Below are 23,840 nucleotides of genomic sequence, written 5' to 3' on the forward strand. Positions count from 1 at the left end.
TAGTAGATGTGCAGCACGAATAAAAAACAGGGCCTAAATCAGGCCCTGTTTGCTCTACTTAATTGGTTTATTTTAAGTCAAAGCGGTCTAGTTGCATTACCTTCACCCAAGCGGCGATAAAATCGTCTACAAACTTCTGTTTGGCATCGTCCGATGCATAGACTTCGGTAATTGCGCGAAGCTCAGAGTTAGAACCAAAGATTAAATCAACCGGTGTTGCCGTCCATTTTATCTCTCCAGTTTTACGGTCACGGCCTTCGTATAAGCCTTCTTGCCCCTCTACCTTTGACCATTTAGTCGACATATCTAGCAGGTTAACAAAGAAGTCGTTGCTCAACTGACCTGGTTTGTCAGTAAATACACCGTGCTCTGCGCCTTTGTAGTTTGCGTCTAAGCTACGTAGGCCGCCTAATAGTACCGTCATTTCAGGTACAGATAAGTCCAGCATATTGGCTTTGTCTACTAACATTTCAGTTGGTGACATAAACGCTTCATCACTGTAATAGTTACGGAACGCGTCTGCCTTTGGCTCCAGATAGCTAAATGATAAGACGTCCGTTTGTGCTTGTGAGGCATCGGTACGGCCCGGTTTAAACGCTACATTTACTTTGTAACCTGCGTCGTTTGCGGCTTTTTCAACTGCTGCAGAACCACCTAATACAATCAAGTCGGCAATAGAGACTGCTTTTTTGCCAGCGCGCTTATTAAAGCGGGTTTGAATGTCCGTCAATGTAGCTAGCACTTTGTTTACTTCGTCAGGGTTGTTTACCTCCCAACTTACCTGAGGCTCGAGGCGTAAACGGCCACCGTTTGCACCACCACGCATATCAGTAACACGGTGGCTAGATGCTGCCGACCATGCCGTTCTGATCAGTTCTTGCTTTGTTAGACCTGAGTTCAAGATTGATTTTTTCAGTGCGCTGATGTCCTTGTTATCAATCATCTTGTAATCCGCTTTTGGAATTGGATCTTGCCAAGTCAGTACTTCGCTTGGTACTTCTGAACCCACATAACGGGCTCTTGGACCCATATCACGGTGGGTCAATTTGAACCAAGCCTTCGCGAACGCCAACTCATATTGCTTTGGATCTTTGCGGAAGCGTTCAATGACCTTACGATATTCAGGGTCAAATTTTAATGCTAAATCCGTGGTGAACATTATTGGTGCATGGCGTTTACCTTCAATGTGGGCGTCTGGCACTAGGTTTGCCGCAGCTTTGTTGTCAGGGATCCATTGGGTCGCACCTGCTGGGCTTTTTGTCATTACCCAGTTGAAGTTCATTAGGTTGTCGAGATAATTGGTTGACCATTGAGTTGGTGTGACCGTCCAAGCCCCTTCTAAACCGCTTGTTGTGGTGTCTGCACCTTTACCCGTGCCGCATTTATTTTTCCAACCTAGGCCTTGTGCTTCAATCTCTGCTGCGGCTGGTTCTTTACCCACACAATCAGACGGCTTTTTCGCGCCATGTGCTTTACCAAAGGTGTGACCACCCGCGATAAGTGCGACCACTTCTTCGTCGTTCATGGCCATGCGACCAAATGACATGCGAATATCTTTTGCGGCAAGTAATGGGTCTGGTTTACCGTGTGGGCCTTCAGGGTTGACATAAATAAGTCCCATTTCAACTGCTGCCAATGGGCCCTTTAGTTTACCTTTTTTGTCACGACGCTCGTCTTTTAAGAAAGCATCTTCTGGCCCCCAATAAACTAAATCAGGTTCCCAATCGTCTTGACGGCCACCGGCGAAACCAAAGGTCTTAAAGCCCATTGACTCAAGCGCAACGTTGCCCGCTAAGACCATTAAGTCTGCCCACGATAGGCTACGGCCGTATTTTTGTTTAATCGGCCACAATAATCGTCTTGCTTTGTCTAAGTTCGCGTTATCAGGCCAGCTGTTTAACGGATCGAAACGTTGTTGGCCACCTGCCGAGCCACCACGGCCATCGTGTACACGATAGACCCCAGCGCTATGCCATGCCATACGGATCATAAAGGGACCATAATGACCCCAGTCGGCAGGCCACCAGTCTTGCGAATCAGTGAGTGTTTGCTCAATGTCTTTTTTGACTTGCTTAAGATCTAGTTTGCTAAATTCAGCGGCATAGTCAAAGCTTGCGCCATAAGGGTTGGATTCTGGGCTGTGTTGTCTTAATGGGCTTAGGTTTAGTTGTTCTGGCCACCAAAATTGGTTGGTTTTCGCTTCGCTCATTGCAGCAAAGCTCGGGGCTGATAGCGTTGTTGTTACTGCGAGCGCTACGGCAGACAACATCGTTCTAGATTTTCTATTCATGGGGTTTTCCCTCGTAATTAAAGTGTGTCTCAAACTGCGTGTTAAACTTTAGTTCACAAATTAAAAAGAGAAAATCCAGAAAAACAAATTGGTATGTTCGGAAAAATAAATCGATAAAAAATCTAACTTATCAAAGTGTTATATTTATTTTCTATAGCAAGAATATTTTTGAAGTAAAACTTTAATTTAGTCTTTTGCAATAATTGGCTTAAAACAGAAAGCTTGTAAGATCATATTGAATTTTGGTAGCTAGCTAGGTGCACAAAGATAGTGCTTAATAGTCTCGTAATTGTATTGGGTATGAAAAAATATACGGCGGAGTAATGAGTCCTACTCCGCTTTATTCGCCAATATTGAAAATAGCAATGGAACTTGATGCCCTTTACTCAATAACTGAAAGCCTTGTCCAGACACTGCCTCTAAACCTTCAAAGCAGTTATATGGACTAAAAGGGTGCTCATCGAAGTGGGTAATTGTAAGACCAGCTTGCATTAAGGACTGCATCACTTCGGCGATTGAGTGTGGCCAAGTCGCAATGGTTTGTTTGCTATCTTGGTGGTTTTCGGTATAGGTTGATTCTTCGCTAATATCAGGCTGAGTTTGTGGGAAATAAGGGTAACCCAAATGAAGGTCAATGCTTGGGTGAAACTCCACGAAACAAAACTGACCGCCGGGCTTCAATGCACGGGCAATAGTGGCAGCCCACTGAGATAAATCTTGCAACCAGCAGATGGTGCCATAGGATGCAAAGACAATGTCGAATTGTGTGGTATTCTCAAGCCCAAATTGCGCGATATCCTGACAGATAAAACTGGCATCAAGCCCAGTTTGCTGAGCCAATGTATTTGCTCGGGTAATGGCTTCTGTCGAAAAGTCGACACCTGTTACCTTAGCCCCCAGCCTTGCGAATGACAGGCTATCTAAGCCGAAGTGACATTGTAGGTGAAGCAGACTCTTGCCTGATACATTACCAAGTAGCTCACATTCTATGGGATTGAGTGAAGAGGTACCTTGTAAAAAGCGATTGACGTCATAAAACTCAGAGTCAAAATGTGCCTTGGCTCGTTCTTCCCATGCCGCACGATTGAGAGAGACATAATCCATATTGAATTCCCTATTTTTGTGGATTTTCTTTAACAATAAACAAGTTAGATAAATTAGTAAAGAAACCGAGGCAAGGCTGCCCCGGCTTGGTTGGGATCCTGTTTATTTCTTCGGATCGTGCTTGTCGAACCACCACTGAATATAAGCCACTTTGTTTAGCAGGTTGGATGGCCTTTTGGTGATTCCGTGTGAGGCATCTGGAATTCTGACCATAGCTGTTTCTACACCTTGTAGCTTAAGCGCCTGATAATACTGCTCGGTTTCTGAAATTGGCGTACGATAATCCGCTTCACCTGTCAGTAGCATGGTTGGGGTTTTTACATTACCCACATAGCTAATAGGCGAGCGTTTCATATAATGTTCCATGTGCTCCCATGGTTTTCCTGGGAACCAGTAGTCCGCAAAAAATGGATAGAAATCTGCAGTTAATACAAAGCTATACCAGTTAATCACCGGCTTTGCTACGACCGCTGCTGCGAATCTATCCGTGTGACCGACAGTCCACGCAGTGAGTACGCCGCCACCTGAACCGCCCGTAACAAACAAGCGGTCTTTGTCTATATAGCCTTCGCCAATCAGGTGATCGACACCTGTCATTAGGTCGTCAAAGTCATGGCTTGGGTAGTTATGGTGGATAGTTTGAGCAAACTCTTTGCCGTAGGAGTCGCTGCCTCGTGGATTCATGTAAAGCACGACGCTGCCTTGGGCGGCAAAAAGTTGTACTTCGGCGCTAAAATGTGGGCCATAGTTTGCAACTGGGCCACCGTGGATCTCAAGTACGAGCGGATACTTTTTAGATTTATCGAACCCTGGAGGGTAGGCGACCCAAGCTTGAATTGGCAGTTGATCATGTGTCGACTTTAGCCAAACTTCTTCAACTTTTGCCAGTGTTTTATCGCCAAGGGCATCTTCGTTAAGCTTTGTAATTGGTCTTGGCTCGCCGCGTTTTACAATTGCGACATCGGCAGGGCGCTGGGTATCTGCAAGTGTAAAAGCCACTAGTCCACGATCACTGATGGCATAGTCACCACCTGAATAGGGGCGACCAAAACTAACACTACCAATGGCATCCGTTATCTGCTCAAAACGCCCTTTTAACGGCTGGTAGCCAAGTGTGGTTTTCCCTTCACTGTCGTAACTTACATAGACACCACGGCTGTTGGCGGCCCAAGTGACAGAGGCAAGGCTTCTATCTAAATCGGCTGCATAGGTTTTGGTTTCGCCGGATTTGAGATCTTTGACATAGAGTAGGCTATTCTCGTAATTGGTTTTTTTATCATCATAACCAAGGTAAGCCAGATAGCGGCCATTAGGTGACACCTCGGGGTGATTATCTGGGCCAACTCGGTCAGTTACCGCGGTGATTTCAAGCGAGTTTAGGTCTAGCTTATAGACTTCGCTGTTGGTTGGGTTTAACTGGTTATCCTTGTGGCGATTAGCCGAAAAATACAGTGTCTTTGCGTCATCAGCAAAACTCAGTTCGCCGCCATGATCAAAGTTGCCTGAGGTTAACTGTTTTGCATTGCCACCGTTGGCGTCAATTTTGAAAATATGATTAAAGCCCGGTTCGGTATAACCAGCACCGTCGGCACGATAGTATACCTCATCGATAAATACGGGTGGTTTTGCCCATTCTGCCCCTTTGGGTTTCCCTGCAACAGATACCGGTGGTGCCTTCTGGCTGGGAACAAACTGGCTAAAGTATAGGCTTTTACCATTTGGGGACCAATGCAGTCCTGATGGTCCATGGGCTAAATTGCTGATCTTGGCAATGGCACCAGTTGCTAACCATTTCACATAAATTTGGCTACTACCGTCGCGAGTAGAAACAAAAGCGATGCGATCATTACTAGGCGACAGCACAGGAGAATAATCCATGTGCAATCCAGAGGTAACTGGCTGCATTGCATTGGTAGCAAGGTCTACAGACCAGATATTACCGACTTTTCTATCACTTTTGATATCCATGCGGTTGCGCACGAAGAAGACTTTGTCACCGTCATTGGTGATGTCAATTTGATTAGCATATTCAAGATTAAATATATCGGTTGGCTCAAGCGATGCGGCTTGCACAGTGCAAGCTGAGCTCGCAATCGCGACGCCTGCTAGAAAGTATTTCATGACTTATCCTGTTTCTAATTATCATTTCCACTATGCGCCATATTGCAGCTTAATCAACTCTTTGCGGTGAACAAATTAAAAGTCTATAAAAAAGTGCTTTACCTCAACTTAGCTTGCGGTTTTATCGTTGCCAGCAGTTAACGAAATTTATAATGAAGAGGATGATATGTACTTAGAACACGTAAATTTGGTAGTTAGCGACCTAGAAGAGGTGCTTCACTTTTATCGCGCCGCATTTCCTCACTGGAAAGTTAGACGCAAAGGGCAAGGCGAGTGGTACGGCAAAGCACGAACATGGCTGCACTTTGGTGATGACTATCATTATATAGCGTTTAGCGATCACGGTGAGGGTCACAACAGAGCACTCGAAGGTCACCAAGTCGGCTTGGCACATTTTGCCTATGTGGTTCAAAGTATCGAGCGTGTCGTTAATAGGCTAACCGAAGCGGGTTATGCGGTCGATAAAGTCGGGGCGCAGCATCCACACCGAAAAAACGTTTACTTTATTGATCCAGCTGGATATGAAATTGAGTTTGTGGAATATATGAGTGATCTGCCTTCTGAGCGTAATAGTGATTAACTTGCTAAGAAGCATGAGTGTTACCCATGTTATAGCTATAGCGGGTGGTTAGAATGAGGGAGATCTAGCGTTTTTAAAAACAAATGATCCGCCCTCATTTGGTGAGTACAGCTCTGTTATTACTTAACCTGAGGTTTGGATAAGGAATGAGCTAACTCATTGTTTTTTAATCACCTTAAACTATCTTCTTATCTAGCCAGAGAGTTTTAGGGATAACTCCGCTCTCGCGTCCTGCTACCGCCCTGGTACCTACATCCTTGTAGGCAAGGCAAATTTACGCACCAATAGTTGGCTATTGGAAGTGAATTCAACGCAGTTAGCGCTAAAACTGGCTGCTAGAAAGGCATTAATTATCCGAAGCTCAGGTTACTTTAGCAACCCAAACTTTTCGTCATTTACCCACTCACCGTTAATTTGGAAGTTATGTTTTAGCGTGCCTTCAAGCTCAAATCCTAGTTTTTTGAGTAAATGGTGAGAGGCATGATTTCCTTGGGTAACGGTGGCGATGAGCTTGTGGTAATTACATTCGTGCAAGGCAAAATCAATGACGGCTTTAGAAGCTTCAAAGGCGTAACCCTTTCCTTGAAATTCGGGGGAAAGCATAAAACCTAACTCGGCCTGTTGAAATGGGGCCCACATACTTAAAAATCCGTGTAGCCCGATTGGGGTCGCTGTGGCCGTTTCTTCAATCACTAAGGTGAGCCAGGTGTTATCTTCTTTGTGCCACTGCCCAAGTCCGGCGCTTAAACCACGGTTAAACTTTTCACGCAGCGTAGCTTCATCGGTAATCTCACCGATGAAACGCATGACATCTGGTTGTTGATGAAGTTCTAACCATAGCGGCCAATCTGTATTAAGTATAGGTCTTAAGGTAAGTCTTTCTGTTGTGAGCTGCATGTAAAGTCCTTTCGCTTAGTTAACTTTCACTTATTAAACATGTACGGCCAGACTATCACAAATTATTGATTTATCACGTTTCTTATTTCTTCAATTAAGGCAATGCTCGCCTCGTTGTCACCGTGAACGCATAAGGTGTCGGCGCGTAAGGAAAGTGACTTCCCACTTGCAGTCGTGACACTGCCTTGCTGGTGTAATTGCTTAACTTGCGCAAGTAGTGCTGATTTGTCATGCACTGCGCCCGCTTCAGAGCGGGGAGTCAGTAAGCCTTCATCGGTGTACAGCCTATCGGCAAAGGCTTCAAAAATCAGTGATACATTATAGTCGTCGGCGAGTTGTTGGTGACTTGCTTGTTGCGCAGTGGCTAGCACCATCAACTTAAGCTCACTTGGATAGTGTGAAATGGCCTTGATAACACAGCTTAATATCCTTTGTGACTTCATCATATCGTTATAAAGTGCGCCGTGTGGTTTTACATAATTTAGTGTTAAGCCTTGCACCTTTGCCATCCCTTCAATTGCGGCAATTTGGTAATGTAAGGCGTTGATTATCTCTTGCTCAGAGAGCTGCATTGAGCGGCGGCCAAACCCTTGGCGGTCTGGATAGCTTGGATGTGCGCCAAGCGTCACTTGATGCGTGTTGACCAGCTTTAGTGTTTGCGCGAGTACATCAGGATCTCCTGCGTGAAAACCACAAGCGACATTGGCCATGTCGATATGTGGCATTACGTGTTCGTCTAACCCCATTTTCCAAGCGCCAAAGCTTTCACCCAAGTCGCAATTTAATAACATGCTTATTTCCTACTTCGTTACTGCAAGCTCTAAATCTTGTCTATCTGTCACCAATAAATGGTGTGGACTATTCATAATACAAAACTCAGGTGCCGCTTTTGCTATGGCTAACTGAGCTGTTAGGCTGGAACCCCAAAAAACCGGAAGCTGCCCCTCTTTACAAATCAATGGCTCGCCAAAATTAGGCTTGCTCAGATCTTTGATCCCGACCTCATTAGGTTCACCAAAATGAAGTGGCAACGCATAGGGAAGTCGGCTCAGCGTTGCCGCTTGAATGGTACTAATAAGATTTTGCTTGGTTAATGGGCGCATCGCCAATATTTGATTCGCCTCGTACTTATCCACAGAGTTGCAAGGCAGATTACTGATGTAGAGTGGTAAAGGCGTGGTTGGATTCGCCGATGGCGGGTTTATTCCATACTGCGCGAGTAAGTTATCAAAAGAAAGATAACTGGCAAAAGCAAAGGTAACTAAATCGTCGCGCCAGTGCTCTTCTATATTATGGCATTCTTGGGCGAGCTGGCCATGCTCTAAAATCTGATACTTGGGGAGGTGGTAGCGAATGTCTATATCTTTCCCCAAAGTGTCAAAGTTAAAATTACCCGGCTCGCTGGGCGGAATAATTAGCTTGCAAACAGATTGATTACTCTCACAAAAGCGAAAGAATGAATATGCTTCGCTTTGTGGCAAAATAATCACATTACATTGTGTGAACCCAGGCACGAACCCTTTAGTAGGGCCCGTATAATCACCATCCTTGATCAATTTTCTTATTGCATGTGGTGCACTTAAAGAAGCACTGGGATCCATAGATTCCTCCAATTAGTGGTTTACTGTAACAGGCAGTGAACCTTCCGCATTCGCTATTCCTAAAATCACTTTGGCCAGCGCCGTGTAGGCAGGCCCAGCTACTTTTTTATCATGATTTACGTCTACATTATAAGCATAACTTGCTAATACTGCGTTACTAAGAGGGCCAAAGGTACTAATTTCGTATGGTGCTCTTAGGCTGATAAATAGCTGCTTTTTACCCAGTTTCTGACCGTATTGCAGTAATGCTTTCAGCGCCTCAGGTTGTACATTACGCGCCACCCCATGCTCTCGTAACTTTTTTACATCGTCCATGCCGCCAATTTCTACCGCACTTTGCGGTGGTGATGCATGTGCGGCGATTATCACGTCGGCCTGTTTAATTGCATCATGTGCAATGTTTGGGTCGTAGGCTTGTAGGCTTGTACAAGAAAGTGTGAGCGAGTTTTTGCTGTATGTTTGTAACGCTTGCTCCAGTGCAAAACATTTTTGTCTGTCAGGCATGATAAGGTGAACAACTTGTGCGTTATCTCTGAGCGGCAATACACCATCATTTTTTACTTCGGTGATAGCCGCTAGTGCAAGCTCTGCTTCTAAGCGACGATGGCTTGGATTACCCAGTGTTGAATTGGCAATGGCCAAAGAAGCGCTCGATTGCGGCAGCTTTGTCTTGAGCTTAGCGATACGGGCCATAGAACTGCTAAGTTGTGCTTGGTTTAGTTTATTGGTATCCAGTGCTTCGCCTAGCTGAGCCATATATTGCTCAAAGCGTTTGATGTCTGCACGATTGCGAATAGCAATAGGCATTAGCGCGATATCCACGCCGGCATTAAACGTTTCAATTGTCGCATCGACTGGGTTAAAAAAGTCGCTGATCCCAGCCATATCTAGCGCATCGGTGACGGTCACGCCTTGGTATCCCAACTCGTGTCTCAGTAGTTGTGTCATGATCTGATAAGACATAGTCGCAGGCCTTATCATGCTCTCACCTTGAGAGTTAACAACTTTACTGTTGTCGAGCGCCGGATATTGAATATGGGCAGTCATTATCATGCCAGGAGGCGATGCTTTGATTATCTCGGCAAAGGGCAATAAATCTTGCTGGTTAATTTTGTCGCGGTCGTGATCAACACGAGGTAGTCCCGTGTGGCTATCAACATGTGTATCACCGTGGCCAGGAAAATGCTTTAGCGCAGAGAGAACGCCTGCGGCCTCAAATGCTTTTACCTGAGCAAGACCTAATTTGGCGACCACTTTTGGATTTTCCGAGAATGAACGCACATTGATCACCGGGTTGTTCGGGTTGCTGTTCACATCTACCGTTGGGGCGAAGTTTACGTTGATCCCTAAGCTATTTAGCTCCTTTCCAATTGCGCTTGCCACTTTGGTTGCGTAAGTATCACCCTGTTTTGGATAGGTTGCTCCAATACTCATATTGCCGGTAAACGACGTTGCTTGTTCACGATTTATTCGCGCAACACGGCCACCTTCTTGATCTATGGCAATAAATAAAGGAAGTTGACTTTTACTTTGTTGTGCCGCACTTTGCAAAGCATTGGTTAGACTGACGATTTGCGCGGTGTTTTGCACATTTTCGGCGAACAAAATAGCGCCACCGATGTCATATTTACTAATTAATTCGGACAGCTCAGGCGGTAAAGTTGTCATCGCTGCTCTACAATCTCCACTTGGCCTTTTGCTTTCACCGCAGTAATAGCGGAAATCGAGCATAAGCTTTTGTCCAAGCATTTGCGAAGTGGTCAGTGGCACTTGTGCTGCTGTTGCGTGAGCTGAAGTGATGAAACTCATGAATGTGATAGTTCCTAAAGTAGTGAGCAGAGATAATAATCGCACAATCAATAATAAACGCTGAATAAAATTGCCTACACTTTAACATTGATTTAGAAGCGACTACAAAATGCTTTCTATTAGGGCCTGTTGCTCTTTCAAGTTTGTTTTTGCAGCAGTTTGATTGGAATTTGTACAAGGTAGAGCCTGCGTAGCATAGTTATTCTATGTGAGTCAGGCGAGAACACAGTAGAAATGCTAATCAAGCGCTGCCCTTTGGGTTCACCTGAGTGCGCTTTGTTCATTGTTGCTCAACTTTTGCCTAGATTACTAGGCAAAAGTCGAGCGTCGCGACCAAAACACACTCAGGAGAACAAAAATCAAACAGCAAAGGTCAACAGGCCCTAGGCGATAACAGCATAAATGAAGCACAGATTTTAAAAGGAATAAAAAATGAACAACCATATAAACTATGTAGAATTAGCAGCAAAAGACTTAGTAGCAACACAAGCTTTCTTCGAGCAGGTGTTTGATTGGCAATTTGAATCTTACGGGCCAGATTATATTGCGTTTGCAAATTCAGGCCTTGATGGCGGCTTTTTCCGAGCCGATGTGTCTTCTAAACAAGCGCAAGGTGGAGCGCTCGTAGTGTTGTACAGCGATGAATTGGAAGCCGTGCAAAGCAAAGTAGAGCAAGCGGGCGGAGAGATAAGCAAGGCTATATTTGAATTTCCTGGCGGTCGTCGCTTTCACTTTATTGAGCCGAGCGGCAATGAATTTGCGGTGTGGTCTAAATAATCTGAGCTTAAAAATAATTAGTTAACACATACCTTATTCAAACCTCAGCTTAAATAACCAGCCGAAGTGCTGTAAAGCCCCTTTACAGCACACGTAGATACTGAGGTTTTACTGCAATAATCTTTCGTTTTCAGAACAGATAAAAACTTGAATTCATTGCTATTGTGAACAATAGTTATTAAACACTGATGCAAGCATCTTTTTGTGTTTGATACCTACTTACTGCGTAATCAGCCGATAGACTTATCTAACGAGTTTAGATTCAGCGTAGAAGTGCCGATAGTAAGGGCAATAATTGTACAAAACACCGCTAAACGCATCATCACCATACTTAGGTTTGATTAGGCAATGAGACGGATATTCTTAGTTGTTGGTATTTTACTCTCCTTAACCATGCTTATGGCCGATAAATTGGGCTTATTCTTACTGTCACCAGTGACTTTTATCATCATCATCGCTTTAGTTTTTTTGTTTGTAGCACTGCTTTGGTGGCAAGCTCAAGATACTAAAAAAATTATGGTTGATGATGACTCTACCGTGCCACAAGCGGTGTTAGACAGCGATGGCGTTATTCTACAAGCCAATGACCAAATGCAATCCATACTGGGTGTTGGCAGCACAGTAATAGGGTTAAAACTTGAAAATTTAATCGCTGTGAGCGGTAACATCCATAGTGAGGGGAAGAGTGGTGCAACAAGCATGTTCGAAGCGCTTGTTATGCAAAGTTATGGTAATTGCACGACTAAACACAGTGGCAAAGTTATTAGTCCTGTTACTTTACCAATTAAAGTCGCGGATACCGTTACAGGGTATCTCTGTTATTTTAATACTAGCAACAGAGAAAACCGCCTCGCTCAAGCACTAGAAGAAGAAAAGGAATTGCTCGAAGTGACGCTGAGCTCTATTGGTGATGGCGTGATCTGTACAGACGTAAATGGCGTGATCACTTATATTAACCCTGTCACAGAAGCCATTCTCGCGATGTTAAATGAAGAAGTGGTCGGGCGGCGATTTGATGATGTGATGTCTATGTATCACGAAGAAACCAAAGCTTCAGTCAATAAATTCCCTGAACTTTGCCTAAAGCAAGGCCATACCATTTGTTTACCTGAACTCACTTCCATCACCAATCATCTTGGTCTTACCTTTGCTATCCAAGATTCCTTCTCTCCTATTATAGCTAAAGATGGCAGCTACCTTGGCACTGTAATGGTCTTTCAAGATGTGACAGAGTCGAGATTGATGGCGAAAAAAATGAATCACCTTGCTCATCACGATGCATTAACTGGGCTACCCAATCGCTTATTGCTGCATGACCGTTTAGTGCAGGCTTGTAAACGAGCCAAGCGCATGAGTCACCAATTTGCTTTGGTATTTATTGACGTCAACAAATTCAAAAAAATCAACGACTCACTGGGGCATGATTATGGCGACTTATTACTCAAAGAAATTGCGAGCCGATTAACTCAGCAAATTCGAGGATGTGACACCGTTGCCAGAATGGGGGGCGATGAATTTGTGTTACTCATTGACGGGATCCAAGATAAAAAATATGTACGTAAGGTGGTGAGTAAAGTATTGAGTAGCGTTAATGGACAATATTGTTTGCGCCAAGTTAGTCTAAAAGCCACGGTGAGTGCTGGCGTTGCAATTTACCCTGATGATGGTGACAACACGGAAGCTTTGTTAAAGCATGCTGATACCGCAATGTATCGAGCTAAAAAAGCCACACAAACGGAGTTTCAATTTTATAACGCACGCCTAGATCACGAATCGGAGCAGCGCTTAGTGCAAGAAAGTCGGATCATTCAGGGGTTAGATAATCGAGAGTTTATTCCTTATTACCAGCCTATTGTCGATGCGCATACCCGCAAGATTAAAAAACTTGAAGTGCTCGCAAGGTGGCAGCAAGATGAACAATTGTTGGTACCTGAAGACTTTTTTGAAGCGGCATGTGATGGCGATCTGATGGTAGAAATTGGGCAACAGCTCAGAACACAAGCTTTCAAGGCGATGAAAACATGGTTTTACGAGTACGATAATCTCGTGGTTAGCTTTAATTTTTCGCTTGCTGAACTCACCAATAAAACTGTAATAAAAAACTTTATGGAGCAGGCTGCACAACATCAGTTGCCATCTCGGCAAATTGAAATAGAAATCAAAGAAGTTGACCTGATAGAGCTACTTGATAAAGCACCGGAAGTGATGGCGGAATTAGAGCAAACTGGTATGCGGATCTCAATTGATCATTTTGGTGTTGGGCATACCAGCATGCTGTACTTGCAAAAACTTACGTTTGAAACCATTAAAATTCCACCGGCTTTCCTTGCGACCCCTCAATCGGTTGCCTCACAAAATGATATTGCAAAATTGATTGTACAGATGGCAAAGAGCTTGGATGTAGAATGTGTAGCGGTAGGTGTTGAGACCGCGTTGCAAGCTAAGTCTCTTAATCTCAATGGCTGTCACCTTATTCAAGGCAACCACCTTTTTGCTCCCGCCCCAGAGTCAGAGATCACCCCGATTCTCAGTACCCATATGAGTATAGAACGGCGCAGATTAGGTCAAAACTAAATTTAACGGTTTCTTTAATGGTACGCAAATTCAAGCCCCGAGTGCATCATCTGCTAAATGCATAACACCGCTTAATTTCTGGATTGGAACATGTAGATTCTGATGCGAAGACAAAGTAGGTTTAATTGTCTGTCTCACTAGCAGGGCCTCTTGCAGGGGATTTTTTCGGTGCTGTTAAATTATCTGGAAGCATGGTGTGAAATGGATTTGATTGGTTATATATAACTGTATTTTCAGATGGATAATAATCATTTCTATTTTCTTTTTCTTGAGCAATGATTCTTTCTAACCTTGCTTTCTCAACTAATCTAATTTCATATAACTCTGCTATCTGACTTGTATTATAACCAAGTGCTGAGAGCTTCTTAGCTGTTATTATCCAGTCGAGCGCTTCATATGTATTAGAAGGAGCCTGTCTTCTCTCCCATGGAACTATTTTCTGTTTTATTGGTGTTTCATAGTTTCTATATTTTTCCCCAATGATTGCGCCGATGAGTAATGATGTTGAAAATATTGAAATTAATATGCCCAGCAAGTTAAGTTTTTTCTGATTAGGTGAATTAACCTCAATCTTAATAACTCCAAAAATAGTCCCTAATAAAGCTGCGACAATAGCAAAGAAGGAAGCAACGACTGGGGTATTTGAAGCTCCAATAAAATACCCCAGTACTAGAGCAAATATACCATATCCTATATAGATCATTTTATAATTCCAGCCCCTATTTACAGCGCTTGTTACAGCGCTTTTTACAACGCTCATAAATAGGACCGCAATTAGAAGAATTGCTACCTTTTAGGCAATCTTTTCGGGCTTCATCACAATTATCAACACACTCACTCCAGTCACATGAAGGAGGAGTTCTGCTAGATGACAACAAGTTTAAACTAGCTGGTTGGTTATTTTTAATTAGTAAACTATCTAGTTCAGCTTTAGCTTGAACGGAGGGCTCGTTTGTAGTGTGAGTTGCCAATGCACAGGCACTGAATACTAATATAGTTAAGGTGAATAATACTTTCATAAAAGAATTCCTTATCGTAAATTGTACAAAATTTCGGGTTAAACCCCCACTGAAATCTGCATGTTATGGAAAATCTTTTACCTTGCTTATATGCACGCGTGGGACAGCTCATCAAGGAGTTTTTCTATCCTTATGAGTTTATCGCGTATAGTTCTATAAATTGCAATTGTCAAATGGTAGGCTACAGTAATTTTTTAGAGTGAAGCAATAATTTTTGGCGATATCATTTTTTATCTATTAGTATCAAAAAGTTACTTCACTAATTTTATATTTTTAAAAATATTTAAATAGACTAAGCGCCAAACCTTAAACCAAAAATAATTTGGGTACAGAAATGTTTAAGTACGCACTAACATTTGGTAAATCAATTTAGCTAAAAAAATATTCCTAAAACTTTCCCTTCGTTCGTTTATAGATTTACAGAGCTTCACTCACTTGCTCTGCCAACAACAAGAATGAAGGGAATACCATGAGCAATAATACATCTCGTTATAACAAACATCTTATTGCGCTTGCTATCAGTGGCGCGTTATTGGGTTCGCACACTGCGGTTGCACAAGCGAAAGAGACGCAAGAAACTACAGAAAAAAAGAAACTACTCGACCTTGAGCGAATTGTCGTGACTGGCAGCGGTGGGCGCGGCCAGACTAAATTGGAATCATCGGTCTCAGTGACCACATTAAACGCTGAGCAGTTGGCGCGAGAAGCACCGCTAGGTACGGCGGATCTACTGGAAAGCGTGCCAGGCTTTTGGGTTGAAGATTCAGGTGGTGAAACCAACAATAATGTTGCGCCTAGAGGACTACGTGGCGGTGAAGGCTTCCGTTACATCGGCGTTGAAGAAGACGGGCTACCTGTGGTGTACGACGGCGTTTGGGTTGATTTTTATCAGCGTCAAGATATTACGATTGAACATATGGAAGCGGTTCGTGGGGGCACCTCAGGTCTACTTACTACCAATGGCCCTGCGGCGTTAGTAAACTTTATTACCCGTAAACCGGATGACATTGAAGAAGCAACGATCCGCTTAACCGCTGCCGATTACGGCATGTATCGCGGCGAGTTCTTTTATGGTACGCCCATTAGTGACAACTGGAAAATGTCGATAGGTGGCTCTTATCGTCGTTCTGATGGCGTGAGAGACACAGAGTTTACCGCAGATCACGGCGGCCAACTTCGACTCAATTTAGTACGTGAGTTTGACAAAGGCCAACTCACGCTGTCTGCCAAACACCTCAATGACCATACCACTTTCTTTGTGCCTATTCCGCTTAGAGATCAAAGTGACCCTAAAGGCATTGCTGGTGTCGACCCACAGCATGGCACCTTAATTGGTAATGGTCAGCGCTTTTTACACTATTTACAGCCTGATGGCAGCTATAAAACACGAGACCTTAAAGATGGGCAGCATACCAAGTTTAGTACCATAGGCTATCACTTAGATTGGGAGTTAAGCGACCGTTGGCTACTCAATACAGCTGGCCGTTACTCACAGTTTGAAAACGACATGTATATTTTGCTTAACTTCGATAACTCGACGCTCGTCAATGCCAATACCCGACTTGGGCAGCAAGATGTGCAAAATATGCTGGACCAGTTTGCCAGTGATGGCGCCGTTGCCGCACGGTACCGATACGTCGATAGTGGTGAAATACTGACAGATGTTAGCAATTTAAACGGAAACGGCTTAGTCACCACAAGCTACCCGCTTTATTCGCGCTACGATGCTGAGCAGTTTGTTAATAAGCTCAATTTCACCTATGAAGGTGATCAGCACACGCTGACCATCGGGTGGTTATTTGCCTATGTAGATGCGGATTCCTTGCCAGTTGATAAATGGGAATCGCAGTTTTTAACGGAAGTAAAAGACAATGCTCGATTACTCGATATTGTTGCGGTTAACAGCAATCAGCAAGTGGTTGGTCAACTAACCGACCATGGCTCAACAGGTTATGCTCCTGGTTGGGGTCAGGCAACCGCTTTTGGTACCAGTACTTCCAACTCTTTATTTATTAATGAACAATATCAAGCAACCGATAACCTTCGTATTGACGGTGGTGTACGGATTGAGTGGTTGGAGCTAGATAGCACCGCCTCCGCAACCACATTTGCACAGCCTGTTGCGGGCGCTTTTGACAGCGCTGGTAATGACATAGATAACAATCTTGCCAACAATTACGTCGATATGCCGTCAAACAAATTCCTGTCAAAAACTCGTAGCGAAACCGAAACCGCATGGACGGTGGGATTCAATTATACCTTCTCGGATGATGTGTCAGTATTTGGTCGTTATGCCGACGCCTTCGAAATGCCAAGGTTAATGAGCTTCGGTCAGAATATTCACTCAGGGGTTGATGCCGACTTTAATGACAGCGTTAATCTAACCTTTAGCGAGTTGGGTGCTCGCTATGCTGGTGATTCAATTGGTGCATCACTGACCTTGTTTAGAACTAAATTTAATGACTTAGTGGAACGTAATTTTACCGGCAGCGATGGTGAAGTGGCGAATCAAACGATAGACACTGTCACCGATGGTCTTGAGTTTGAAACCGTGTGGCAGGCGCATGACAATTTACAGCTTGAGCTGACTGGCGTGTTGCAAGACCCAAAAATGGAAGGATTTACCGGAGCATTTGCACATTGGGAAGGCAAGCAAGTGAAGCGCACACCCAAAGTGCAGCTTAGGTTAACGCCAACCTACTACTTTGACGATGGTGATATCTATTTAACTATTCACCATTTAGGGGAGCGTTACTCAGATGGGGAGAATAAGTTTGAGCTCCCTGCCTACACCACAATCGATATGGGGGTGAATTATCGGTTTACCGACGCGGTTGCGCTGCATGTGAAAGCGACAAATATTAGTGATGAGCTCGGGTTAACCGAAGGAAACCCGCGGGCCATTAACGATGTTCAAGCAGGATACGACTATTACTATGCTCGGCCGATCTTAGGACGCACCATCAGCGCCTCGCTGACGCTGAATTTTTAGGGCCTAATCGGGTTCACCTGAGTGCGCTTAGTTCATTGTTGCTTAACTTTTTGCTCAGCCCACTATGTAGCAAGTCGACCGTCGCGACCAAAACTCACTCAGGGGAACAAAAATTAAATAGCAAAGGTCATTAGACCCTGTATTTCCCTTGCTAATTTGCACACTGCCCAGTGCTCATTAGTTCACTCAAGCCCGCTAAAAGCGGGCTTTTCTCAGGAAGTTATTTATGAACCAGAGTGTCTTTTATACATTTTTGCAAAGCAGTTTATTACTGTTTTCTTTGTTGCTCACACCACTTTGTGCAGCGCTACAAATCACCCCAAAACCACTGAGTGCTAGTGTTGGTAATGGTCACTTTAACCTTACCCATGACAGTAAAATTACCTTTAACCAGCAGCAAGCTCAAAGCGTTGCGCAGCAATTAGCGACCTTTTTGCGCTCGCCTACGGGCTATCAGTTGCCGGTGTCTCAGGCTGATAGCACAACTAAAAATAGTATTGCCTTTAAGATTGTCGATGCACCGCTATCTCAAGAGGGATATGCGCTGAGCGTTACACCTGAAGGGGTTGAAATACAAGCGAATACTGCGACCGGATTATTTTGGGGGATGCAGTCACTGCGACAATTACTCCCTGCTGAGATAGAGTCGCGTATGCCCATCAATCAGGCGAATTGGGCAATACCTGCGGTAGAAATAAAAGATCAGCCCAGATTCTCATACCGTGGCATGCATTTAGATGTGAGTCGGCATTTTTTCGATGTGGCGTTTGTGAAGCGTTATATCGATTGGCTGGCGATGCATAAATTCAATGTCTTCCAGTGGCATCTAACCGATGATCAAGGCTGGCGAATTGCCATTGATGCGTACCCTAAATTAACTGAAATTGGGGCAACGCGGCCTCATACCGTGGTTGGTCATACCTATGATTATCAACCATTGTTTGATAATAAAACGGTGTCGGGCTTTTATACCAAGGCGCAAATTAAGGAAGTGATTGAGTATGCGCAGGCGCGACATATTGAAGTGATCCCTGAAATCGATATTCCCGGGCATAGCAGTGCGATGCTTGCCGCATATCCCGAGTTATCTTGCCACCAGCTAGCAGTGAAGGTACAGCCGCAGTTTGGGATTTTTGAAGATGTGCTATGTCCCCGTGAAGACGTGTTTGCGTTTCTTGGTGTTGTATACAAAGAGGTTGCCGAGCTATTTCCGAGCCAATATATCCACATTGGTGGCGATGAGGTGATAAAAAAGCAGTGGTTAGAAAGCCCCGAGGTGAAAAAGTTGATGCAACAGCATCAGTTAACCACACCTGAGCAAGTGCAAAGCTATTTTATTAAACGGGTCGCTAAAATCGTCCAAAATCTTGGCAAAACGGTAATTGGTTGGGATGAAATATTAGAAGGAGGGGTGGCGGATGACGCCGTGATCATGTCTTGGCGGGGCACGGAAGGAGGTATTCAAGCTGCAAAAATGGGCCATCAGGTGATCATGAGTCCTTATCAATATATTTATTTTGATGCCTATCAATCGCGCAATCTTGACGAGCCCAAAGCCATCCACGGGCTTTCAAGTCTAAAAAACGTTTATCAATATGAGCCACAGCCCAGCCACTTAACTGCTGAGCAACAAGCCTTTATTATTGGTGCGCAAGGGGCACTTTGGACTGAATATATAAAAACACCTCGTCATGCCGAGTATATGCTGTTTCCGCGCTTGAGTGCGCTTGCCGAAACATTGTGGTCGGATAAAACACAAAAGTCGTGGTCTGATTACAGCCAATATCGTTTACCCGCGCTTTTAAAACGCTACCAGCAGATGCACCTCAATACCGCTTATAGTAGCCATAAGCCTATTATTTCAAGCGAGATTAATGGGCAGCAGCTCGTCGCCACCATTACCTCTGAAATTGCCGACACGGCTATTTACTATACCTTAGACGGCAGCGAGCCAACGCTACAATCGCAGCAATATCAAAAGCCACTAGTGATAACTGACGAAACGCAGCTTCGCGCCCGCAGTTATGTAAGCGAGTTAGGGCAACTGGTAGGCGATGCGCGTTTAACGCTTTCACCTCATTTAGCACTTGGAAAAGAAATAACGCTTGCCTCGTTAGCTGCCGAAGGCTCTGCGACTAAGCTGCAGGATGGTCAATTTGCTTATGATCAATTTTACAGCGTTGATGATTATGCGATTTTTTACGATACCGATCTTGAGGCGGTTATTGACTTAGATGCGTCAACGCAAGTGCAGCAGGTTAAGCTGGGCTTTGACAGCGGGCGACATAGACAATTGCACCCGCCAACACATATTCAAGTGCAGGGTTCAAGTGATAAACAGCAGTGGCAAACGTTAGCTGAGGTTAATAATCCTCGTGGGCCAATGTCGGTGTTGTCGTTTGCTCCTGTAAGTGTGCGTTTTTTAAAGGTGGTGGCCATTAATAGTAAGCAATCTGACGATATTCAAATCCCCAAACTTCCCCTGTATATCGATGAAATAGCGGTATATTAATCACACCAGCCCTAATACTAAATACGTAATTAGGGCATTATTTATGATTCCATTCCCAACTTCCTCGGCTCAAACGTTTACATAGATAGAGTGGCAGCAGTACGCGCTCTATCCGAACAATAACAATATTTTAGGAGCCAACATGTTTGCAAAAAAACAGATAATTACTGCCTCACTGTCAGGCTTAGCCTTGTTGACTGCGAGCCACTATAGCGTCGCACATCCTCATCCTGATAACTTAGCATTACGCTGGCAAGTCGTGGATCATGGCATTGGAGAGAATATCTTTCTTGGCAGTCTGACGATTACTAATAATGGTTTTGAGCCATTGGGTGAGTCTGGCTGGGCGCTTTATTTTAGCTCGGTAAGGCCGCCTGCAAGCGTACTACCAGACTCAGATCCAAATGGTCAGTATGCGCGCCAGCATATCGCCGCACAGAATCTAAGTTTAGAAAATGCCGATGACGCAAAAAGTGGTGATTACTTTGTACTTAAGCCCACAGCGGGTTTTGCCCCCATTCAACCGGGTGAATCTCGTACTATTGAAATCGTTGCACAGTATTGGCAAATGCTGAAAAACGACTCACCGTCGGGTTTTCACATTAGCTACAATAATCAAGCGCCTCAAGCTGTGCTGGTGGACGTGATGATGAACCCAAGCGATCCAAAACAAACAAAGCAAGCGGTTAACGATAATATGCCGGTGCAAACGTCCGCCATCCGATTCGCCGAAAACAGCGCGACGCACATGACATTGCCGCTAAAAAATCGCTTGGTTCCTCAGCCCCATTCAGTGGTCACACCGAATGATGAATTCTTAACTTTGATGAGCCAATTAACCAGTATTTCAGCGCCAGCTTCATTGGCGAAAGAAGCCACTTTCTTACAAACTGCGCTACGCGATATTCTGAGCGGCACATTTGCGATTAATAGCACTGTGCAAAATGGCCCAAACCTTATCAAGTTGCAGCTAGACCCAAATCTCGATACCAATCAAGACAATCAGCCGGACTCAAGTGGTTATAAGCTTGAGGTCGATGCATTCTCGGGGATCACCATTACCGGAAGTGACGCCCAAGGGGTGTTTTATGGTATTCAAACACTTCGTCAGATGATCCCCACCGCTGTGTATAAAACGGCTAAAAACTCAGCCACTTTGTCCGACAATGCCGTACTACCCGCGAGCACCATTTTGGATGCACCACGGTTTGAATATCGAGGCATGATGCTGGATGTGTCGCGTAATTTCCAAAGCAAAGAAGCGGTATTTAAGTTGTTGGACTTGATGGCATTTTACAAGTTAAACAAATTTGAAATTAACCTTGCCAACGATGAAGGTTGGCGACTAGAAATACCGGGTATTCCTGAACTCACCGAGTTTGGGGCAAAGCGGGGATATGACCTGAGCGAAAGCACGATGCTGCATACTTTTATGGGAGCTGCCAATGGTTTTGCACCAGGAGATGGGATTGAAAATAAGCCCACGGATGAAACCGCAGCAAACTTAGGCACCGCGCCTAGTTATCAGGGCTTTGAAATTGCTCAGCAAAACTTTCTCGGTAAAGGCTGGGGCTACTACACGGTGAATGATTTTAAAGAAATTCTTCAGTATGCCGCTGACCGTCATATTGATGTGATCATCGAATATGACTTTCCAGCCCATGCGCGCGCGGCAATCAAAGCGATGGAATATCGCTACAACAAATACAAAGATAGCGACCCAGTTGAAGCAAACCGTTTTAGATTGATTGATCCGCTCGACCAGTCGCAGTATTACACCCCACAATTTTATACCGACAACTTTGTGAACCCAGCACTTGAGAGCACTTTTACTTTCCTCAACCATGTGGTGAAAGAAACACGCGCCATTTATGATGCCGTGCCCGATGCAACATTGACTCGGCTGCATGGCGGTGGTGACGAGCTGCCACATTTAGGTCCGAATGAATGGTGGGCGCAATCTCCAGCGGTCGATCAAAACCCAGCTACGGCGGGCAAAACCGATGCAGAGTTGTTTGACTACTTCTTTTTACGCTGGAAACAGATAGTCAATCAGCATGGTTTTGATATGGCAACTTGGGGCGATGTGTTATCGCACAATGGTACGGGTAATGTAAGTTACGGTGAGATATTCCCCGTGTTTTGGAATAACGTGTGGGGTTGGGGCAATGAACATCAGGCCTACAAGTTTGCGAACCAAGGTCATAAAGTCGTGCTGGCCCATGCGACAAACTTGTATCTTGACCTTGCGTATAACAAACATCCTGATGAAATTGGCTATCACTGGGCAGGTTACACAGATACCAAAAAGGCGTTTGAATATCGTCCGTTTAATATCTACGCTAACGCCGAGCATGACAAGCTGGGCAACCTAGTACCGTGGGACCCGAAATGGGTGTTACTGAGCGAAGCGGGTAAACAAAATGTTCAAGGTATTCAGGCGCAACTTTTTGGCGAAAACCAAAAGTCACCAGAAATTCTTGATTATATGACTTTCCCGAAATTACTGGGGGCCGCTGAGCGTGCATGGGTGCAAGATATGCCAGAGCAAGGCACAGCGACTACCGAGGCTTGGCACACCTTTACCAACACTTTAGGACAATACGCTCTACCACTATTGGACTATTACCAAGTGGTCGATATTAATGCTCAAATACCACAGCAGGTCGGGGTAAATTATCGTATTCCATTACCTGGAGGCGCGATTGAAGGTGGTAAGTTAATCGTCAATACCCGGTTTGTTGGCATGGCTACGGAGTATTCGATTGACCAAGGCGTAACATGGCATCGCTATGAAGGGCCTGTGACATTGACCGCGTCATCTAAAGTACAACTCAGAACGGTGAGTGATTCGGGCAAGGTAAGCCGAGTCGCAACGGTTAATTAAGCAAATTGGTTTAAGCAACGCCAGCGAACCTATTAATTTATGGGTTCGCTGCGCGCTAACACAAATGGAAGAGTAGGATGCGTATTCATGCCACCGTTATTATCTTTTAAGCGTAAAGCAGTCGATACCACTACGGTAGCTGCAAACGACGACCTTGCACGTCGTCAACAGGTAGAGGAGTTGTTTTTAAAACAACAGCAAAAGCTGATCCGCCACATTATGGGCAAAGGGTTAGACAAACGTGAGGCGGAAGACGTTGCCCAAGAGGCGTTTGTAAAATTGCTTGGACTTGAGCAGGATAATGTCAGCAACTATATCGCCGCGTACTTGTATAAAATTGCAACCAATTTGGCCATTGATAAGCTGCGGCGTAAAGCGCGTAGCCCGTTTGATGACCGTGAGCACGATAGCGATCAAATGCCACAACCTTACGCAAGTGCTAACCCTGAACAAAACCACCACAACCAAGAGCTACTTAAAGAAATGGAAAAGTCTCTCGCAAGCTTACCCGACAAATGTAGGCTGGCTTTTTTATTGTATAAAATACGAGGTCAAAGCTATGAGGAGATAGCTTTGACCTTACAGATATCCCCAAGTATGGTAAGAAAATATGTATTACGTGCAGTTCGTCATTGCTACCAGCAGTTACAGCATGAGCTTTGATCATGAGTGTTAAG

Annotated in this window: 15 protein-coding genes and 1 pseudogene; 8 read left to right on the top strand and 8 right to left on the bottom strand. The window is 44.5% G+C overall.

The genetic code is table 11. From position 1 onward, the window contains the following. Positions 1-67: 67 nt before the first annotated feature. The 3 genes from katG to L1271_RS18215 form a co-directional block, all read right to left on the bottom strand. The gene (gene katG / locus L1271_RS18205; RefSeq protein WP_235368462.1) at positions 68-2,290 is read right to left on the bottom strand and encodes a catalase/peroxidase HPI; all 2,223 of its coding nucleotides are present in this window, start codon (positions 2,288-2,290) and stop codon (positions 68-70) included. Between the two features lie 330 nt (positions 2,291-2,620). Further along, on the bottom strand, positions 2,621-3,394 hold the full coding sequence (locus L1271_RS18210; protein ID WP_174169631.1) for a class I SAM-dependent methyltransferase: 774 nt from the start codon (positions 3,392-3,394) through the stop codon (positions 2,621-2,623). Positions 3,395-3,496: 102 nt separating this feature from the next. Continuing rightward, the gene (locus L1271_RS18215; RefSeq protein ID WP_235368463.1) at positions 3,497-5,515 is read right to left on the bottom strand and encodes a S9 family peptidase; all 2,019 of its coding nucleotides are present in this window, start codon (positions 5,513-5,515) and stop codon (positions 3,497-3,499) included. 166 nt (positions 5,516-5,681) lie between these two features. Here L1271_RS18215 and L1271_RS18220 point away from each other — a divergent pair, with 166 nt between their 5' ends. Then, complete coding sequence (locus L1271_RS18220; RefSeq protein WP_102058293.1) at positions 5,682-6,095, top strand: VOC family protein; 414 nt, start codon at positions 5,682-5,684, stop codon at positions 6,093-6,095. 366 nt (positions 6,096-6,461) lie between these two features. Here L1271_RS18220 and L1271_RS18225 read toward each other — a convergent pair whose 3' ends face one another. The 4 genes from L1271_RS18225 to L1271_RS18240 form a co-directional block, all read right to left on the bottom strand. After that, positions 6,462-6,992, bottom strand: coding sequence for a GNAT family N-acetyltransferase (locus L1271_RS18225; RefSeq protein ID WP_102058294.1), 531 nt, complete (start codon positions 6,990-6,992; stop codon positions 6,462-6,464). A 62-nt stretch (positions 6,993-7,054) separates the two neighbouring features. Then, positions 7,055-7,783, bottom strand: a complete 729-nt coding sequence (locus L1271_RS18230) for a 5-oxoprolinase subunit PxpA (RefSeq protein ID WP_039496314.1) — start codon at positions 7,781-7,783, stop codon at positions 7,055-7,057. A gap of 9 nt (positions 7,784-7,792) precedes the next feature. Next, positions 7,793-8,593, bottom strand: coding sequence for a D-glutamate cyclase family protein (locus L1271_RS18235; RefSeq protein WP_102058295.1), 801 nt, complete (start codon positions 8,591-8,593; stop codon positions 7,793-7,795). Positions 8,594-8,605: 12 nt separating this feature from the next. After that, positions 8,606-10,402, bottom strand: coding sequence for a glycoside hydrolase family 3 protein (locus L1271_RS18240; RefSeq protein ID WP_102058296.1), 1,797 nt, complete (start codon positions 10,400-10,402; stop codon positions 8,606-8,608). A gap of 234 nt (positions 10,403-10,636) precedes the next feature. On the opposite strand from L1271_RS18240, the pseudogene L1271_RS24980 reads away from it, so the two are divergent. From L1271_RS24980 to L1271_RS18250, 3 genes and pseudogenes are all read left to right on the top strand, one after another. Beyond that, positions 10,637-10,800, top strand: a pseudogene (locus L1271_RS24980) (GTP cyclohydrolase FolE2); the annotation flags it as partial. Between the two features lie 34 nt (positions 10,801-10,834). Beyond that, positions 10,835-11,179, top strand: a complete 345-nt coding sequence (locus L1271_RS18245; RefSeq protein WP_010603872.1) for a VOC family protein — start codon at positions 10,835-10,837, stop codon at positions 11,177-11,179. Between the two features lie 348 nt (positions 11,180-11,527). Beyond that, positions 11,528-13,753 carry a sensor domain-containing protein gene (locus tag L1271_RS18250; protein ID WP_233525260.1) on the top strand — a complete coding sequence of 742 codons (2,226 nt, stop codon included), beginning with the start codon at positions 11,528-11,530 and terminating at the stop codon, positions 13,751-13,753. Between the two features lie 121 nt (positions 13,754-13,874). Here the strand turns inward: L1271_RS18250 and L1271_RS18255 are convergent, their stop codons facing one another. Beyond that, positions 13,875-14,513, bottom strand: coding sequence for a hypothetical protein (locus L1271_RS18255; RefSeq protein WP_235368464.1), 639 nt, complete (start codon positions 14,511-14,513; stop codon positions 13,875-13,877). A gap of 728 nt (positions 14,514-15,241) precedes the next feature. On the opposite strand from L1271_RS18255, the gene L1271_RS18260 reads away from it, so the two are divergent. The 4 genes from L1271_RS18260 to L1271_RS18275 all read left to right on the top strand — a co-directional run bounded on the left by L1271_RS18260 (position 15,242) and on the right by L1271_RS18275 (position 23,826). Continuing rightward, positions 15,242-17,764: a TonB-dependent receptor gene (locus L1271_RS18260; protein ID WP_235368465.1), complete on the top strand. Its 2,523-nt coding sequence runs from the start codon at positions 15,242-15,244 to the stop codon at positions 17,762-17,764. A 226-nt stretch (positions 17,765-17,990) separates the two neighbouring features. Beyond that, the gene (locus L1271_RS18265) at positions 17,991-20,276 is read left to right on the top strand and encodes a beta-N-acetylhexosaminidase (protein ID WP_235368466.1); all 2,286 of its coding nucleotides are present in this window, start codon (positions 17,991-17,993) and stop codon (positions 20,274-20,276) included. A 142-nt stretch (positions 20,277-20,418) separates the two neighbouring features. After that, the gene (locus L1271_RS18270; RefSeq protein WP_235368467.1) at positions 20,419-23,163 is read left to right on the top strand and encodes a family 20 glycosylhydrolase; all 2,745 of its coding nucleotides are present in this window, start codon (positions 20,419-20,421) and stop codon (positions 23,161-23,163) included. Positions 23,164-23,250: 87 nt separating this feature from the next. Then, the gene (locus tag L1271_RS18275) at positions 23,251-23,826 is read left to right on the top strand and encodes an RNA polymerase sigma factor (protein WP_010375741.1); all 576 of its coding nucleotides are present in this window, start codon (positions 23,251-23,253) and stop codon (positions 23,824-23,826) included. The last annotated feature ends 14 nt before the right edge of the window (positions 23,827-23,840 follow it).

The organism is Pseudoalteromonas sp. OF5H-5, from assembly GCF_021530695.1.
Taxonomy (GTDB): domain Bacteria; phylum Pseudomonadota; class Gammaproteobacteria; order Enterobacterales; family Alteromonadaceae; genus Pseudoalteromonas.

What these genes read in the sequence shown, in the direction of transcription:
- katG (WP_235368462.1), bottom strand. Translation starts at nt 2,290, where the DNA reads ATGAATAGAAAATCTAGAACGATGTTGTCTGCCGTAGCGCTCGCAGTA.
- L1271_RS18210 (WP_174169631.1), bottom strand. Translation starts at nt 3,394, where the DNA reads ATGGATTATGTCTCTCTCAATCGTGCGGCATGGGAAGAACGAGCCAAG.
- L1271_RS18215 (WP_235368463.1), bottom strand. Translation starts at nt 5,515, where the DNA reads ATGAAATACTTTCTAGCAGGCGTCGCGATTGCGAGCTCAGCTTGCACT.
- L1271_RS18220 (WP_102058293.1), top strand. Translation starts at nt 5,682, where the DNA reads ATGTACTTAGAACACGTAAATTTGGTAGTTAGCGACCTAGAAGAGGTG.
- L1271_RS18225 (WP_102058294.1), bottom strand. Translation starts at nt 6,992, where the DNA reads ATGCAGCTCACAACAGAAAGACTTACCTTAAGACCTATACTTAATACA.
- L1271_RS18230 (WP_039496314.1), bottom strand. Translation starts at nt 7,783, where the DNA reads ATGTTATTAAATTGCGACTTGGGTGAAAGCTTTGGCGCTTGGAAAATG.
- L1271_RS18235 (WP_102058295.1), bottom strand. Translation starts at nt 8,593, where the DNA reads ATGGATCCCAGTGCTTCTTTAAGTGCACCACATGCAATAAGAAAATTG.
- L1271_RS18240 (WP_102058296.1), bottom strand. Translation starts at nt 10,402, where the DNA reads ATGAGTTTCATCACTTCAGCTCACGCAACAGCAGCACAAGTGCCACTG.
- L1271_RS18245 (WP_010603872.1), top strand. Translation starts at nt 10,835, where the DNA reads ATGAACAACCATATAAACTATGTAGAATTAGCAGCAAAAGACTTAGTA.
- L1271_RS18250 (WP_233525260.1), top strand. Translation starts at nt 11,528, where the DNA reads ATGAGACGGATATTCTTAGTTGTTGGTATTTTACTCTCCTTAACCATG.
- L1271_RS18255 (WP_235368464.1), bottom strand. Translation starts at nt 14,513, where the DNA reads ATGAGCGTTGTAAAAAGCGCTGTAACAAGCGCTGTAAATAGGGGCTGG.
- L1271_RS18260 (WP_235368465.1), top strand. Translation starts at nt 15,242, where the DNA reads ATGAGCAATAATACATCTCGTTATAACAAACATCTTATTGCGCTTGCT.
- L1271_RS18265 (WP_235368466.1), top strand. Translation starts at nt 17,991, where the DNA reads ATGAACCAGAGTGTCTTTTATACATTTTTGCAAAGCAGTTTATTACTG.
- L1271_RS18270 (WP_235368467.1), top strand. Translation starts at nt 20,419, where the DNA reads ATGTTTGCAAAAAAACAGATAATTACTGCCTCACTGTCAGGCTTAGCC.
- L1271_RS18275 (WP_010375741.1), top strand. Translation starts at nt 23,251, where the DNA reads ATGCCACCGTTATTATCTTTTAAGCGTAAAGCAGTCGATACCACTACG.